Origin of the sequence: Sinomonas sp. ASV322 (assembly GCF_030908245.1) — a bacterium.
GTDB lineage: Bacteria > Actinomycetota > Actinomycetes > Actinomycetales > Micrococcaceae > Sinomonas.
The window spans coordinates 226318-242606 of record NZ_JAVFJJ010000005.1 but is presented as its reverse complement, the minus strand read 5'-3'; the positions used below and the strand labels follow the sequence as shown (position 1 = coordinate 242606).

The 16289-nt window shown below is 69.7% G+C and carries 13 protein-coding genes; 8 read left to right on the top strand and 5 right to left on the bottom strand.

Translation table 11 applies throughout. The annotated features are described in order from the left end of the window. Positions 1–140 precede the first annotated feature (140 nt). From RBS12_RS09735 to RBS12_RS09725, 3 genes are read left to right on the top strand one after another with little or no spacing between them, the layout of a single operon-like run. On the top strand, positions 141–989 hold the full coding sequence (locus tag RBS12_RS09735; protein WP_307965894.1) for a (Fe-S)-binding protein: 849 nt from the start codon (positions 141–143) through the stop codon (positions 987–989). Beyond that, on the top strand, positions 986–2617 hold the full coding sequence (locus tag RBS12_RS09730; protein ID WP_307965893.1) for a lactate utilization protein B: 1632 nt from the start codon (positions 986–988) through the stop codon (positions 2615–2617). The genes RBS12_RS09735 and RBS12_RS09730 overlap by 4 nt, the downstream gene beginning before the upstream one ends. Next, a complete protein-coding gene (locus RBS12_RS09725) occupies positions 2614–3324 on the top strand; it encodes an LUD domain-containing protein (RefSeq protein WP_307965892.1) in 711 nt (236 codons plus the stop codon). The genes RBS12_RS09730 and RBS12_RS09725 overlap by 4 nt, the downstream gene beginning before the upstream one ends. Here RBS12_RS09725 and RBS12_RS09720 read toward each other — a convergent pair. The 4 genes from RBS12_RS09720 to RBS12_RS09705 all read right to left on the bottom strand — a co-directional run bounded on the left by RBS12_RS09720 (position 3321) and on the right by RBS12_RS09705 (position 7649). After that, on the bottom strand, positions 3321–4148 hold the full coding sequence (locus tag RBS12_RS09720) for an amino acid-binding protein (RefSeq protein ID WP_307965891.1): 828 nt from the start codon (positions 4146–4148) through the stop codon (positions 3321–3323). The two genes, RBS12_RS09725 and RBS12_RS09720, sit on opposite strands and share 4 nt — an antisense overlap. Positions 4149–4297: 149 nt before the next feature. Continuing rightward, positions 4298–5512, bottom strand: coding sequence for a cation:proton antiporter (locus tag RBS12_RS09715; RefSeq protein WP_307965890.1), 1215 nt, complete (start codon positions 5510–5512; stop codon positions 4298–4300). Positions 5513–5519: 7 nt separating this feature from the next. Beyond that, the gene (locus RBS12_RS09710) at positions 5520–6002 is read right to left on the bottom strand and encodes a cation:proton antiporter regulatory subunit (RefSeq protein WP_307965889.1); all 483 of its coding nucleotides are present in this window, start codon (positions 6000–6002) and stop codon (positions 5520–5522) included. 9 nt (positions 6003–6011) lie between these two features. Next, positions 6012–7649: a hypothetical protein gene (locus RBS12_RS09705; RefSeq protein ID WP_307965888.1), complete on the bottom strand. Its 1638-nt coding sequence runs from the start codon at positions 7647–7649 to the stop codon at positions 6012–6014. A gap of 176 nt (positions 7650–7825) precedes the next feature. On the opposite strand from RBS12_RS09705, the gene RBS12_RS09700 reads away from it, so the two are divergent. Then, entirely contained in the window at positions 7826–9019 is a 1194-nt protein-coding gene (locus tag RBS12_RS09700; RefSeq protein ID WP_307965887.1) for an FAD-dependent monooxygenase, read from the top strand. A 22-nt stretch (positions 9020–9041) separates the two neighbouring features. Here RBS12_RS09700 and RBS12_RS09695 read toward each other — a convergent pair whose 3' ends face one another. Continuing rightward, complete coding sequence (locus tag RBS12_RS09695; protein ID WP_307965885.1) at positions 9042–10427, bottom strand: MFS transporter; 1386 nt, start codon at positions 10425–10427, stop codon at positions 9042–9044. Between the two features lie 131 nt (positions 10428–10558). On the opposite strand from RBS12_RS09695, the gene RBS12_RS09690 reads away from it, so the two are divergent. The 4 genes from RBS12_RS09690 to RBS12_RS09675 are packed head-to-tail and all read left to right on the top strand — an operon-like array spanning position 10559 to position 16288. Next, a complete protein-coding gene (locus tag RBS12_RS09690) occupies positions 10559–13558 on the top strand; it encodes a Na+/H+ antiporter subunit A (RefSeq protein ID WP_307965884.1) in 3000 nt (999 codons plus the stop codon). Further along, complete coding sequence (locus tag RBS12_RS09685) at positions 13555–14076, top strand: Na(+)/H(+) antiporter subunit C (protein ID WP_307965883.1); 522 nt, start codon at positions 13555–13557, stop codon at positions 14074–14076. The genes RBS12_RS09690 and RBS12_RS09685 overlap by 4 nt, the downstream gene beginning before the upstream one ends. Then, positions 14073–15713 (top strand): Na+/H+ antiporter subunit D, encoded by a 1641-nt coding sequence (locus RBS12_RS09680; protein ID WP_307965882.1) that lies wholly within the window; start codon positions 14073–14075, stop codon positions 15711–15713. The genes RBS12_RS09685 and RBS12_RS09680 overlap by 4 nt, the downstream gene beginning before the upstream one ends. Then, positions 15710–16288, top strand: coding sequence for a Na+/H+ antiporter subunit E (locus RBS12_RS09675; protein WP_307965881.1), 579 nt, complete (start codon positions 15710–15712; stop codon positions 16286–16288). Before RBS12_RS09680 ends, RBS12_RS09675 begins: the two co-directional genes overlap by 4 nt. Position 16289: the final 1 nt, after the last annotated feature.

Sequence of the window (16289 nt, the reverse complement as noted above, 5' to 3'; positions counted from 1 at the left end):
AACCTCGCCACGGCGTGGTCGGACCATTGTGGTCCGACCACGTAAGCTAGCACACACTCCCTCGGTTGTGGCAAGGAGCACATCGGGAGTATGGTCAGACCACATGGCTTCGCGATTTCCGCAGGGCCGGAGAGGAATCCATGAAGATCGCGCTCTTCGCGACGTGCATCGTCGACGCGATGTACCCACGCGTCGCGCAGGCCACGGTGCAGATCCTCGAGCGGCTCGGGCACGAGGTCGTGTTCCCAGCCGGTCAGGCCTGCTGCGGCCAGATGCATGTGAACTCGGGCTACTTCCGCGAGGCCCTGCCCGTGGTCGAGAACCACGTGCGCGCGTTCGAGGCGGGCTTCGACGCGGGGGAGTACGACGTCGCCGTCGCGCCGTCCGGCGCATGCGTCGCCTCGGTGAAGCATCAGCACGCGATGGTCGCGCGGTGGGCTGTTGAGAAAGGGGACCGGCGGGCGGATCCGACGCTCGCGGCGCGCGCGACCGCCGTCGGCCAGCGCACCTACGAGCTCGCGCAGCTCCTCACGGACGTCCTCGGAGTCACGGACGCTGCCGCGCAGCTCGGCTCGTACCTCCCCGCCACGATCACGTACCACCCCTCGTGCCACGGCATGCGCCTCCTCCGCCTGGGCGACCGCCAGCGCGAGCTGCTGCGCAGCGTCGAGGCGCTCGACGTCGTCGACCTCCCCGACGCGGACCAGTGCTGCGGCTTCGGCGGGACGTTCGCCGTCAAGAACGCGGACGTCTCCTCCGCGATGCTCGCGGACAAGGTGGCGAACATCTGCGGGACGGGCGCTTCGGCGTGCGCGGGCGGCGACGCCTCGTGCCTCATGCACATCGGCGGCGGCCTCTCCCGCGAACAGCGGACGACGGCGGGCGGCGCCCCCGTGCGCACCGTCCACCTCGCCGAGGTGCTCGCCTCGACGAGGGAGAATCCGCTTCGCTTTGAGGGGGAGCTTTCGCTGACAGGAGGTGCCCGGTGACGACGGTTTCGCTGGGAATCCCTTCCGTGCCACCCCGCGGCTTCGGCAACATCTCCGCCGTCGAGCCTTTCCCACGCGCCGCCCACCGCGAGCTCGGCAACGCCCAGCTCCGCGCCAATCTCGGTCACGCGACGCACACGATCCGCGACAAGCGATTGCGCGTCGTCTCGGAGCTGCCTGATTGGGAGGCTTTGCGCGACGCGGGCTCGGCCATCAAGACCGAGGCGATGTCGCGGCTGCCCGAGCTCCTGACGCAGTTCGAGGAGCAGTTCACGGCGCGCGGCGGCACGGTCCACTGGGCGCGGGACGCGGCTGAGGCGAACCGGATCGTCGAGGGCTTGATCCGGCAGACGGGCGCGAGCGAGGTCGTCAAGGTCAAGTCGATGGCCACTCAGGAGATCGGGCTCAACGAGTATCTCGAGGAGCGCGGCATCGCGGCGCTCGAGACGGATCTCGCCGAGCTCATTGTGCAGCTCGGGCACGACAAGCCGAGCCACATCCTGGTCCCCGCGATTCACAAGAACCGGACCGAGATCCGCGACATCTTCCTGGCCGAGATGCCCGACGTCGCCCCCTCCCTCACGGACGAGCCGCGCCGCCTCGCCATGGCGGCCCGCGCCCACCTGCGTCGGAAGTTCCTGTCCGCGAAGGTCGCGATCTCGGGCGCGAACTTCGGCATCGCCGAGACCGGCACGCTCGGCGTGGTCGAGTCGGAGGGCAACGGGCGCATGTGCCTTACGCTCCCCGAGACGCTCATCACGGTCATGGGCATCGAGAAGGTGCTCCCGCGGGCTCAGGACCTCGAGGTCTTCATGCAGCTGCTGCCGCGGTCGTCGACGGGCGAGCGCATGAACCCGTACACCTCGCTCTGGACAGGTGTCACTCCCGGCGACGGCCCGCAGAACGTCCACGTGATCCTGCTCGACAACGGGCGCACGCGTGCGCTCGCCGACCGGCACGGGCGCAGCGCCCTGCACTGCATCCGCTGTTCGGCGTGCATGAACGTGTGCCCGGTGTACGAGCGCACCGGCGGCCACGCCTACGGCTCGACGTATCCCGGTCCCATCGGCGCGATCCTCTCGCCGCTCCTCACGGGCGTCGAGGCGGAGGAGAACTCGTCGCTCCCGTATGCGTCGTCGCTGTGCGGCGCATGCTTCGACGCGTGTCCCGTGAAGATCAATATCCCCGAGATCCTCGTGCATCTGCGCGGCGAGGACGTGGAGGCGAAACACGCGCCTCGCTCGGGTTCGGGCGGGCGACGGCGGGGCCTCCCCACCCAGATGGACGTCGCCTTGGGCGCGGCGTCGTGGGCGCTCTCGTCGGGTGACCGTCTTGGGCTGCTCGAGAAGGGGCTCCCCGTGGCGCGGGCGCTCGCGGGGCGTGACGGGAAGTTCACGCGGCTCCCCGGTCTCGCCGCCGGCTGGACCCAGAGCCGGGATGCCCCCGCCCCGCCGAGCGAGTCGTTCCGGAGCTGGTGGAAGAAGCGGGAGAAGGCCGCAGGACCCGCGAAAGGTGACGGCACGACGGACGGCGCAGCGGGGGGACGCGCGAAAGGTGACGGCGCAACGGACGGCGCAGCGGGGGGACGCGCGAAAGGTGACGGCGCAACCGAAGGGGAGGCTCAGTGAGCGCGCGCGACGAGATCCTGGCCCGCGTCCGCGAGGCCCTTGGGGCCGGCTCCGTTCAGGGGTCACGTCCCGTGGGTGCTCTCGTTCAGGGGTCACCTTCCGTGGGTTCGGACCGACAGGAGGTGACCCCTGAACGGGCCCCGGAGCCGTCGGCGTACCGCACGCCGTATCGCACCGAGTCCGAGATGGACGAGGACGGCCTCGTGGAACTCCTCGTCGACCGACTCGAGGACTATAAGGCTCGCGTCGAGGTCGTCGCCCGCGGCGAACTCGCCGGGGCGATCAGGAAGCGACTCGACGGCAAGCGGTTCGTGGTGCCGCACGGCTTCCCGACCGAGTGGCTGCACCCGGCCCTCGCCGACCGCGCGGTGACGGACTCGCGCGAGGCGCCCATCGCCGTCGAACGCCTCGACGCGCTCGACGCCGTCGTCACGTCCTCCGCCGTGAGCATCGCCGAGACCGGAACGATCGTCCTCGACGGGTCGCCGGACCAGGGACGGCGGGCGATCTCGCTCGTCCCGGACCACCACGTGTGCGTCGTCCCGGTCGAGACGATCGCGGGGATCGTCCCGGAGGGCTTCGCACGACTCGACGTCACTCGGCCGCTCACGCTCATCTCGGGCCCGTCCGCGACGAGCGACATCGAGCTCGAGCGCGTCGAGGGCGTCCACGGACCGCGCATGCTCGACGTCATCATCGCCCGTTAGGCGCGGAGCGCGGCGGCTTCCGCGAGCTCGGCGAGGCGGCTCGCCCGCGCGGCCTCCGCCGGCGTGAACGGCTCGCCCGGGCGCACGAGGACAAGCGGCTCGGGGGTCGCGGGAACCTTGAGCACGGTGCCTCGGGCGACGGCGGCGGCGTCGAGCGAGCTGTTCGCCGGCACGCGTTCGGCGCCGAGGAGCTCCGCCGCGGCGTACGGAAGCTCTGAAGGATTCGCGGCGACGCGCGTCGCGAGGCTCAGCGCCTGCGTGGGTCCGTCCACGAGCGCGAGGGGCGTCGTCGGCCAGACGCGCGGCGCGGCGCCGCCGCCGATCGCCATGGCGTCGAGGAGATCGTCCTCGGTGAGCCCTCCCGGGGCCGAGAGCACGAGTGCGTCCACGACGCCGCCCGTCACGGGCTGCGATTGGATCGAGAGCACGTTGACGCCCAGCTTCGCGAGGGATCGCGTGACCTTCTCGAGCGCGCCGGGCATGTCCGGGAGCGTGACGCGGCCCCGCCACAGGGACGGGGCAACCTCGAGCTCGCGGCGCCGCCTGAGCGCGGGCGCGTGGAGCCACGAGCGCAGAAGCCGTCGGACGCTCGGCTCCGCCACCCAGATCACGAGCGTCGTGGTCAGCGCCGCGAGGAGCACCACCTTGAGCGGAACCGGCCATTCAGTGCCGACGACGGCGACGTGCACCGCGAGCTCGATGGGCAGCATTGCGGCCACGTTGGCGAGCGTGAGCCTGGCCTTGGGAGGCTCGGGATAGCGGCCGCAGACCTCGCACGCAAGGTCGGGGTGCGCGACGGTGGGGGTCGTGCGCTGGGTGTCCATGCCTCCATACTCTCGGAGGCGCGTTTCGCGGGGGTTGCGCGGCTGTTTAACGTTTGGGGGTCACGTTCCGTGGGTGCGCGGTCGTTTGGGGGTCACGTCCCGTGGGTTGGACCCGCGTTACGTGACTTCTGGATGGGCCACAACCCGCGTTAGGTGACTTCTGGACGGTCGCCGACGGTCGCGCGAGCCCTCTGCTTCGCCTGACGCGGCCGCCGGAGCGCTTTGACCGCCGGCTCGATGAAGCGCGCCGCGAGCGGCCCGATGACGGCCATCAGCAGCACATAGGCCGTCGCGAGCGCTGCGAGCTCGCCCGTCACGGCGCCGGACGTCACGGCGAGGCCCGCGATGACGATCGAGAACTCGCCGCGTGCGATGAGCGAAGCCCCGGCACGAGCCCGGCCGGGCACCGCGACGCCGGCGCGGGACGCGGCCCACCATCCGGTGGCCAGCTTCGTGAGGGACGTGACGATCGCGAGCAGGAGCGCCCAGCCGAGCACGGGCGGAATGGACCTCGGATCCGTGTTGAGGCCGAACGCCACGAAGAAGATCGCGGCGAAGAGATCGCGCAGGGGCTCGAGCAGGCGGGAGGCGAGATCCGCCGTCGTTCCCGAAATCGCGATGCCGAGCATGAATGCACCAACGGCCGCGGAGACCTGCATAGCGGATGCGATGCCGGCCACGAGCAGCGCGAGTCCCATGACGTTGAGGAGGAAGACCTCGGAATTCTCGCTGTGCACTGCCTGTGAGACCCGCTGCCCATGGCGGAGGGCGACGACGAGCACGATTGTGATGACGGCGAGGGAGATGCCGACCGTCTGAAGCCCGCCGAGCCAGCTCACCCCCGCGAGCATCGCGGTGAGGATCGGAAGGTAGACGGCCATCGCGAGGTCCTCGAACACGAGGATCGAGAGGATCGTGGGTGTCTCGCGGTTGCCCACGCGGCCGAGGTCGGTGATCACCTTCGCCGCGATGCCCGACGACGAGATGTAGGTGACGCCGCCCATGACGAGGGCGCCGAGCGGCCCCCAGCCGAGCAGGAGAGCAACGCCCGCTCCGGGGATGATGTTCAGGACGGCGTCCACCACCCCGGCCTGCCACGAGCGGCGCAGGCCCGTGAAGAGCTCCTTGGCCGTGTACTCGAGGCCGAGCAGGAGCAGGAGGAGAATGACGCCGATCTCGCCCGCGAGGTGGGCGAAGTCGCGCACGCCGTGGAGATCGACGAAGCTGCCCGCGCCGAACAAGAGCCCTCCGAGGAGGTAGAGCGGGATCGGCGACATGCTGATCCGACCGGCAAGCCGCGCGAGGAATCCGAGGGCGAAGATGACCGCCCCGAGTTCGATGAGCGTCAGTGCGATCGAGTCCATGCGCTTCTCAGCCGTTGCGCAGCACGGCCGCTGCGGCGTCGAGGCCCTCCTGGGTGCCGACGGCGACGAGCAGGTCGCCGATGTGCAGGATCGCGTCTGGCCCGGGGGAGGGCAGCACCTCGCCTTCGCGCATGATCGCGACGATCGAGACGCCCGTCCGCGTCCGGATCGCGGCCTTGCCCATGGGCTGTTCGCGGTACGGAGAGTCGGCGACGATGGAGAACTGGCGGGTCACAATGCCCGGGACTTCCTTGTGCTCCTCGGTGAGCTGCATGACGATCCGCTGGCTGCCGAGGAGGTTGCCGAGCGCCGAGGCCTCATCGCCGGTGAGGGGGATGGACGCCTGGCACGTGTCCGGATCATCCCACGTCGACACGATGAGTTCAGTGTGACCGTCGCGATGCGTCACGACGCCGAGGCGGCGGCCCGATTGCGTCATGAAATCCTTGCGAACCCCGATCCCAGGGAGCTCGGTCTCGTCCACGTTCATGGAACAACTCTAGTCCGGCGCACCTCGCGGTTCGGGTGCATGGGCGGGCTCCGGGACCCTGAACACGCGCCCTTCGAGGCCGACGACGGTATCCAGGTCCCTTCGCGTGAGGGCGGCGCTGAGAGGTGGGAGCAGGGCTGCGACGACGCTCTGGTCATTCGCGGCCGCCGAGACCAGATCGCGGGACGATTCGAGGAAGCGGACGGCCTCATGGGCCAAATCCACGAGCTGCTCGGGTGAAGGGTCCGGGAGATTCTTCAGCGCGAACAGCTTGCCCAGCATCGCGTCCCGGTGGACGACGGCTTCCCCGAGCGACTTGGGGTTGCACGCGGCGACGTCGAGGTACCAGCGGGCTTCCATGTCGTAGTCGCGGTATCGGGGCGCAACAGACGTTGTCCCGCTCGTCGACCCAAGATTGGCCGCGCCAGCTTCGGTCATCACGGCCGTGACGTCGAGACCGTCGATGTTTCCGGGGAAGCTGAGGTTTGTGATGGTCACCTGGCTCCGGTCGGGCAGGTCGGTGATCAGGTAGCTGATCGTGAGCGGAACACCGTCCTTGGCGGGTTCGGACCCGCCCGGCGCGGTGTTCACGACACGGACCGGCACGGTGGCCTGTCGGGTCACTCCCGACCCCGACACGGGCACGCCGTTGACGCTCCAGCGGAACCGCGGGGCGAATGCGCCGGGGGCGCGTGCGACGATCGAGACGGGCGCGGTGATGTCCACGACGCGATACGAGTAGGTCGACTCCTCGCAGAAGACGCCCGGTTTCAGCGTCGCCAATGACTGTGCCGGGTTCGCGTGCCCGATCGCCTTCCCGTAGGAAGCCACGAGCACGACAGGCGGCGCGGCGCTGAGCGGAAAGACATTGTCGGTGGTCGGCGAGAGCGAGGTGCCTGGCGGCAGGTGCGCGTTCAGGACGTCGCTGAACTCGGTGAACGCCGTCGTCGACGGCCGATTGGTGAGCTGGGCGAAGGTCTCGCAGAGGTGAGCGCCCCATGACGTGGCGATCTGCCGCCAGGTGTAGTGCAGCTGGGTGTGCAAGTAGTACAGGAACTGTATGGCGCAGCCGTAGGAAAGGACGTTCGTGTCGCTGTTCTCGGACACCGTGATGAAGTCATATCTGGGGCCTGCGGCTCCGGCGTCCTGCCGGTCCCGGGTACGGTAGCCGAGCTGGAGCCACGCCGTGGAGTACGGACCGTTGTTCGAGGCTCCGGCCGGGCGGTAGTAGCCGAGCGGGTGCAGTTCCGCGCCTGCGATCCGGGAGAGTCCCTCTCCTGCGTTGTTTCCCGGGTTCCACCCGTTGGGAGAGGCGTGCATGAGAACCTCGGCCAATTCGGCGGAGAAGAGCATGCGGGCGAGCTCGTCCCGCACGGCGGCTGAGCCGGCGGCGTTGCCGACGGTCGCGCCGTAGACGCTGATCTGCGGCGAGTTCGCCGTGCCGGACCACAGGGTGACAGCGTGCGGGTTCGGGTTTCCGTCTTGCCCTACCGTCACCAAGATCCCGTACGGAAAATCGGCCCAACGGTAGTTGAACCAATCCTCGAGAGCTGCGAGATCCGCCTCGCACGTCGACCCGATAGCCTCTGCAGCCGCCCTGTTCTCTGGTGTGTCGTCCCAGACGGTCACGAGGAAATTCTTCGTCATGCGAATGGTCGTCCCAAACAGCCACATTCGGCCATCATGATGCCGACGTGATCCGTGCACCAGATCCGGAGCCCTCCTTCTCGCTCTTGGGAGGCGGCAATCCGTTGACTCAGGCGGCATGTGCGGAAATATGCTGAATTGGTCTCCTGAACCGGGGTGTTGGCATGCGGGTTTTGGTGTCGGGTGCGAGCGTGGCTGGCCCGGTGGTGGCCTATTGGCTGGCGCGGCGGGGACATGCCGTCACGGTGGTCGAGCGCGCGTCGGTGTTCCGCAGAGCGGGAGGCCACGCCGTCGACTTGTTCCGGCCTGCGATGGACATCATGGATCGGATGGGCGTCGCCAAGCAGGTCGAGGCCCTCGCCACGGGTACGGATTACGTGATGCTCACGCGCGAGGGGGCCGCGCGGGCGGTCCACATCGATCTCACGAAAGCCTTGCCGGCGGTTTCAGACCGGCACGTCGAGATCATGCGGGACGACCTAAGCGAGACGCTCTACGCCGCGACCGCCGGCGACGTCGAATACGTCTTCGGCGACTCGATCACGTCCATTTCCTCTGACGGCGACGTTTCCTTTGAGCACGGCGAGCCTCGCCGGTTCGATGTCGTCGTGGGGGCCGATGGGCTGCACTCGAACGTGCGCCGGCTGGTCTTCGGCGAAGAATCCGATTACTCGAGGTTCTTGGGCGCGTACCTGGCTGTTGCCTCGCTGCCGAAAGCCCTCAGCGTCGACCGCCGCATGCTCGTCCACGCGGGAGCGGGCCGCACGGCCGCGCTGTACAGCGCACAGCATCTCGCCGACGCACGAGCGCTGTTCCTGTTTCGCGCGAACATGCCGCTCGAATACGACCACCGGGATACCGGGAGACAGAAGGAACTGCTACGGGCTGCGCTCGCCGGCCTGGCCCCCGAGGCGGACGCTTGGCTCGGCGAGCTGGACACCACGCCGGCCTTCTACTTCGACTCGATCACCCAGTTGACGATGGATACCTGGTCACGTGGCAGAGTCACGCTCGTCGGCGACGCCGGGTTCTGCCCAGGCCCGGTGGTGGGCGGCAGCACGAGCCTCGCGGTCGTGAGTGCTTACACCCTGGCCGAGGAACTTGCGCGGGCCGACGGCGATCATGTGCGCGCCTTCGCGGCCTATGAGCGGGCGATCGGCGAATACGTTCGGGCGAGTCGGGCGTTCGCCCTCCGGGCGGCGCGGACGGTGGTCCCAGCCACCGGGCTTCAGGTGTGGGCAGTTGTCACCGGGGTGCGGCTGGTCAGTCGGATGCCGCCGCCGCTCGCGAGGGCGTTCACTGCGCTGGGCCTCAGGGGCGTGCGAGTCCACGAATCGGTCGTCCTGCCCGACTATCCCGCCGCAGGCTAGCGCGAGGCGACGGCCGCACCGCTCACCGCTCGGGGACGACGGCGGTCGCGACCTTCGACGGCGGCCGCACCGGGAGCAGCACGACAAGCCCCGCGAAGAGGACGAGCATGATCCCCAGGATGCCCCAACGCTGCGCCTGGCCCTCCGCGACGAACGGAGTCGCGATCGCGATGCTCAGGCTGAAGAGCGACGGCGCGAGGAAGCTCACAGCGCGGCCGGTCGTCGCGTAGAGGCCGAAGAGCTCGCCGGATTCGCCGTCCGGCGCGAGCCGCGCGAGGTAGGCCCGCGCGGAGGCCTGCGCGGGACCGACGAACAGCGTCAGGAAGAGGCCGAACACCCAGAACGTCAGGCTCCCCGTCCACGTGAAGCCCCCGATCGGATGGCTCGCGTTCCCGAGCACGAGGATCGCGCCGCTCGCGACGATGAGCCCCACGAGGGAGCCGACGATGACACGTTTGGGGCCTAAGCGGTCGTCGAGGAAGCCGCCCGCGATAGCGCCGGCGGCCGCGACGATGTTGCCGAAGATCGCGAAGAAGATCACCTGGCTGAGGGAGAACCCGAACGTGCCGGCAGCGATGACGCCCCCGAACGTGAACACGGCGGCGAGGCCGTCTCGGAACACGGCGCTGGCCACGAGGAAGTAGAGCGTGTGGGGGCTCGTGCGCCACATGGCCCCGATCCGCCGGAACAGGAGCCCGTAGGAGGCGAGGATGCCCAGCCGCGCCGCCGGTCGCCGTCGTACTTCGGGCACCGCGAACAGGACGGGAAGGGAGAACACGATGATCCACAGCATCGAGAACACGGCCACGAGGCGGATGTTGAGGCTCTCCACGGTCGACGCCCCGAACCAATGGAACGCCGGCTGGACGAAGAGCGCGAGGACGAGCAGGAGCGCGACGATGCCGCCGAAATACGCCGCGGACCAGCCGAAGCCGGAGATCCGGCCGATCGTCTTGGGCGTCGCGATCTGTTCGAGCATCGCGTTGTAGTTGACGAACGCGAGCTCGGAGAACACGTGGCCCGCGGCGATGAGGCTCGCCCCGTACCAGAGGAGCTCGGGCCGGGGGTACGCGAAGAAGCACAGGCCCGTGAGGAGCGCGACGGCGCCCGTGTGGATCCCGAGCCAGAGCTTGCGGCGGCCGCCTGCGTCCGAGCGCTGCCCCGAGACGGGCGCGAAGACGGCGATGAGCAGTCCCGCGATGCCGAGCGCCGCGCCGAGCACCGACGACGCATAATCGGCACCGCCGAAGGCCGAGGATGTCAGGTACACCGTGAAGACGAACGTCGTCATGACGGCGTTGAAGGCGGCTGTTCCCCAGTCCCAAGTGGCCCATGCGAGCACTTGGCCCTTCTTGACCGGGGCGGTGTGGAGCTCGAGCTCCGATGGCTGCGGCGTGGCAGTCGTCATAGCTCGCATGCTAGCGCTTGATAAGCTGGCGGGGACGCTCGCACCGGCGTCACCTCTTTCTGTGAACCCAACTGACATCCGCCGACCCCAACTTTCTGCGATTCCTACACCTGACATAGCGGAGGCACCCCGTGGTACCAGTTCTCGCCCTGCACTTCGCAGTGGCGGCTGGTGCGCCCTGGATCTTCCGGCGCTGGGGCCGCGCGTCGTTCCTCCTTCTCGCGGCGGTGCCCGCGCTCTCGCTCGCGTGGCTCGCGCTCCAGCACGACGCCGCGTACACCGGGGGGCTCGAGGAGACCTACTCCTATATCCCCGCCCTGCGGCTCGACTTCGCGTTCCGACTCGACCCGCTCGCATGGGTCATGGGCGTCCTGATTCTGGGCATCGGCGCACTGGTCCTCGCCTATTGCGCGCGCTACTTCAAGGAGGACGACGACGGGCTGGGCGGCTTCGGCGGGCAGCTCCTCGCGTTCGCGGGCGCAATGCTCGGCCTCGTCGTCGCCGACGACCTCATCGCGCTATTCGTCTTCTGGGAGCTCACGAGCGTCCTCTCCTTCCTCCTGATCGGCTTCGCGCGGACCCGCCTCGCGGCGCGCCGCTCCGCGATCCAGGCGCTCATCGTGACGACTGCGGGCGGCCTCGCGATGTTCGTGGGCCTCGTGCTCATCGGCAACGCGGCCGGCACCTACCGGATCTCGGCGATCCTCGCGCGGGCGGGCGAATTGCTGAGTTCTTCGCCTGCGGCGACCTCCACCTCGGGTGCCGTAGCCGTCGGCGCGCTCCTGGTCCTCGTGGGGGCCCTCAGCAAGTCGGCCCTCGTCCCGTTCCACTTCTGGCTCCCGGGCGCCATGGCGGCCCCGGCGCCCGTCTCGGCGTATCTGCACGCCGCCGCGATGGTCAAGGCGGGGGTCTACCTCGTCGCGCGCCTCGCGCCCGGCTTCGCAGACACGCCGTACTGGCGCCCGGTGGTCTTGGGCTTCGGCGTTGCGACGCTCCTCGTCGGCGGATACCGGGCGCTGCGGCAGACGGACATCAAGCTCCTCCTCGCCTACGGAACCGTGAGCCAGCTCGGGTTCATGGTCGCCGTCGTCGGCCTCGGCACGCCGGATGCGGCGCTCGCGGGACTCGCGCTCGTCGTGGCCCACGCGCTCTTCAAGGCGACGCTCTTCCTCGTCGTCGGGATTGTGGACCACCAGACAGGGACGCGCGACGTCCGCCGCCTCTCGGGCCTGTTCCGGCAGTCGCGCGCGCTGGGCGTCGTCGCGATCCTCGCGGCCGCGTCCATGGCCGGGCTCCCGCTCCTGGGCGGATTCGTCGCGAAGGAGACCGTGTTCGCGGCGTTCGCCGGGGCGGGCAATGCGGCCGGGGCGGGCGGCGCGCGGGGCGACGTCCTCGCGGGGGTGTGGGCCGCCGTCGTCCTCGCCGGCTTCGTGCTCGGTTCCGCGCTCACCGTCGCGTACAGCGCGCGCTTCGTGTGGGGCGCGTTCGCGCGCAAGCCTGGCCTCCCGGATACGCCTTTCAAGCCCATCACGCCCCTCTTCGTCGCCCCGCCCGCGGTCCTGGCCGCCCTCGGGCTCGTGTACGGGCTGTGGCCCGCGCCCGTCGAGGCGTGGGCGTCCCCGCACGCCGACACCGCAGGGCAGGTCTCGGAGCATCTCGCCGCGTGGCACGGGTTCGACCTCCCGTTCGCGCTCTCGGCGACCGCCTGGGCGATCGGCGGCATCCTCTTCTGGGCGCGCGGCATCGTCTATCGGCTCCAGGTCGCGGTTTCGGGGCTCCCCGACGCCGAGCGGGTCTATCGCGCGACGGTCGGCGCCATCGACGATCTCGCCATCTGGGTGACCGGGCGGACACAGCGAGGCTCGCTCTTCTTCTACCTCGCGGTCATCCTCTCCGTCGCGACAGCGGTGCCGCTCGTCGTCATGCTCGTGACGCGCCCCTCGATTCCCGGGGGGACGTTCTTCGTGGACCCGGGTTCGCCGCTGCAAGCCGTCATCGGCGTGGGAATCGTGATTGGGGCGCTCGCCGCCGTCCGCGCGAACAAGCGCTTCCTCGCCGTCCTCATGGTCTCGGTCACGGGTTACGGGATCGCGCTCATCTTCGCGCTCCAGGGCGCCCCGGATCTCGCGATGACCCAGCTCCTCGTCGAGACGATCGTGCTCGTCGCTTTCGTGCTCGGCATGCGCCGACTCCCCGCCCAGCTCCGCGACCGTACAGGCGGCGCGTATCGGGTCGTGCGGGTGATCATCGCTGTCCTGTTCGGCGCCGTCGTCGTGTTCGCGGGCATGTTCGCGATGGGCGCCCGCACGGCCGAGCCCATCTCGCTCCGCTTCCCCGAGCTCGCCTACACGCAGGGCGGAGGGGCGAACATCGTCAACGTCGCGCTCGTGGACCTCCGTGCGTGGGACACGTTCGGCGAGATCTCCGTGCTCGTCCTCGCAGCCACGGGGATCGCGAGCCTCATCTTCATCAGGCACCGTGGCCGCGGGCTCGGGCCGACGCGCGACGTCGAGACAGGCAGCGTCGGGCGCGTGCGCGGCGTCGACCCCTCGACGCGCGGCGGCGCTGAGCTCGCCGTCGCCCGCACGTTCGCGAGCGTCGAGCGGGACCCGTGGCTCGTCGCGGGCCGGACGCTCGCCCCCGAGCGCCGCTCGATCATCTTCGAGGTCATCACCCGGCTCGTCTTCCACAGCATGGTCCTGTTCTCGATCTACCTCCTCCTCGCGGGGCACAACGCGCCCGGCGGGGGATTCGCGGGCGGGCTTGTGGCCGGCCTTGCGCTCACGATCCGCTACCTCGCGGGCGGGCGATTCGAGCTCTATGAGGCGGCCCCGATCAACCCGGGCCGGCTCCTCGGGGCCGGCCTCGCGACGGCCGCGCTCGCGGCCGCGGTCCCGCTCCTTTCGGGCGGCCGGGTGTTCGAGAGCGCGATCATCACGCTCTGGCTGCCTGTCTTCGGAGACGTCAAGTTCGTGACCTCGACGATTTTCGACGTCGGCGTCTACCTCATCGTCGTCGCGCTCGTCATCGACGTACTGCGCAGCCTCGGCTCGCGGATCGACGAGCAGATCGAGGAAGGCGCCCAGACCGAGGCGATGCGTGCGCGGCCCCGGGAAAGGGAGCGCGCATGAGCCCCAACGCGACTCTCCTCATCATCTCCGGCGTGCTGTTCGCGTGCGGGATCTACCTGCTCCTTGAGCGGAGCCTCACGCGCGTGCTCCTCGGGCTGCTCATGCTCACGAACGGGGCGAACCTCCTCCTGCTCACGACCGGCGGCTATTCGGGCCTCGCACCCTTCTTCGCAAAGGGCACGGACGCCGGCGCGTACAGCGATCCGCTCCCGCAGGCGTTCGTGCTCACGTCGATCGTCATCAGCTTCGCCGTGACCGCGTTCATGCTCGCCCTCATCTACCGCACATGGCAGCTCGGCCGCGCCGACGAGGTCGCCGATGACCTCGAGGACCGCCGCGTCGCGGCCCAGTCCGGGTGGGTCGCGGAGGACGACGCCGACGTGCCTGCCGATCTGAGCGAGTTCCCGAGCGTCGAGGAGGCCGCTGCGGCGGACTGGGAGGCGCTGCACTCGGGTCCGCGGGAGAAGGCATACGCGCGCGATGCGGACGAGACGGCAGAGGAAGGGGACCCCGAATGAGCTTGGCCAGCCTGGCACCCTTGGCCGTCGTCCTCCCGATCCTCGGCGCAGCGGTGACGTTCTTGCTCCTGCGGCAGGAGCGCGCCCAGCGCATCGTGAGCGTGGGCGTGCTCGCGCTGACCCTCGCGCTCGAGTCAGCGCTGCTCGCCTCGGTGTGGGGCGGCGGGACGGTGGCCGTGCCGATCGGCGGGTGGATGCCGCCCTGGGGGATCACGCTCGTCGTCGACCAGTTCTCGTCGCTCATGCTCGTGGTCTCGAGCGCCGTGAGCCTCGCGGTCCTCGTGTACGCGGCGGCACAGGGCATCGCGGACGGGGACAAGGACGGGCCGATCTCGGTGTTCCACCCGAGCTTCCTCATCCTCGTCGCGGGCGTCTCGGACGCGTTCCTCGCGGGTGACCTCTTCAACCTGTACGTCGGCTTCGAGATGCTGCTCACCGCGAGCTACGTCCTCCTCACGCTCGGCGGCACGACGGCGAGGATCCGTGCGGGGGTGACGTACGTCGTCGTGAGCGTGGTCTCCTCGCTGCTTTTCCTTGTGGCAATCGCGATGGTCTACGCCGCGACGGGCACCGTGAACATGGCCGACCTCGCTGTGAAACTCGGCCAGCTCGCCCCCGACACCCAGGTGCTCCTGCACGTCATGCTGCTCATCGGCTTCGGCATCAAGGCCGCGGTGTTCCCGCTCTCGTTCTGGCTCCCGGACTCGTACCCGACCGCGCCGGCCCCCGTGACGGCGGTGTTCGCGGGGCTCCTCACGAAGGTGGGCGTGTACGCGTTCGTCCGCACCGAGACGCTTCTCTTCCCGGGCGAACTGCTCAACGTCCCGCTCATGGTCGTCGCGCTCCTGACGATGGTAGTCGGGATCCTCGGCGCGCTCGCCCAGACCGACCTCAAGCGACTCCTGTCGTTCACCTTGGTCAGTCACATCGGATACATGGTGTTCGGGCTCGCGATGAGCTCGGTGATCGGGCTTGCGGCGACGGTCTTCTACGTCATGCACCACATCACGGTGCAGACCTCGCTCTTCCTCGTTGCGGGACTCATCGAGCGGCGGGCCGGATCGGCGTCGATCGATCGCCTCGGCGGCCTTGCAAAGCTTTCGCCCCTCCTTGCGCTCCTCTACTTCATCCCGGCGATGAACCTCGCAGGCATCCCGCCTCTCTCGGGCTTCCTCGGCAAGCTCGGCCTCGTGCAGGCCGGCGTCGCGCTCGGCACGCCCATGGCGCTCGCCGTCGTCGTCGCCGGAGTCGTGGTGAGCCTCCTGACGCTCCTCGCGATGGCCCGTGTGTGGGGGCGCGCGTTCTGGCGGTCGACGGACGACGCCGAGAACCCCGACCCAGCGCTCCTCGCCCCCGCGCGGGCTAGCTCGATGCCCCGCGCGATGGTGGGCGCGACGGCCGGACTCGTGGGGCTCGGCCTCGCCCTCTCGGTATTCGCCGGGCCGCTGTTCCAAGTCAGCCAGGAGGCCGCGAAGGAGATGCTCGATCGTACGCCGTACGTCACGGCTGTTCTTGGGCCTCAGGGTGCGGCGCTGCTCGGAGCGCAGCAGCCTGCCGCTCAGTCGCCCGCCTCGCAGCCTTTCTCGCAGTCGCCCGCCTCGCAGCCTCCCGGCCCCCAAGGGACGGTGCGGCCGTGAGCCCCGTTCGCCGTCGTACGTCGTTGCGCAAGGAGCTCCCGCTCCTCGCGTGGCTCGTCATCGTGTGGGGCGCCCTGTGGCGGGACTTCAGCCCCGGCAACCTCGTGTTCGGGCTCGTGCTTGCGCTCCTCGTGACCCGGTTCCTGGCCCTCCCGCCCGTCGAGCTGAGCGGGCGCTTCAACGTCTTCCACGCCGTTCGCTTTGCGTTCAAGTTCGTGGGGCAGCTCGTCGCCGCGAGCGCGAACCTGCTGCGGCTCGCGGTGACCGCCGGGCCGCGGGTGACGAGCGCCGTCGTCGCCGTCCCCCTGCGGAGCCACGCGGACCTCATGGTGACGGCGACAGGCCACGTCATCTCGCTCATCCCGGGCTCCCTGATCGTGGAGGTCGACCGCGCGAACGCGACGCTCTACGTCCACGGCATCGACGTGCCGGACGCCGCGGCCGCCGAGCGCGTGCGTCGCTCCGTGCTGGCGACCGAGGCCGAGCTCATCCGGATCATGGGAACGAAGGACGAGCTGGCCCTCGTACGGGACGAGGAACAGCTGCGGCAGGCCGAGTCGGGGGGAGCGCGATGAC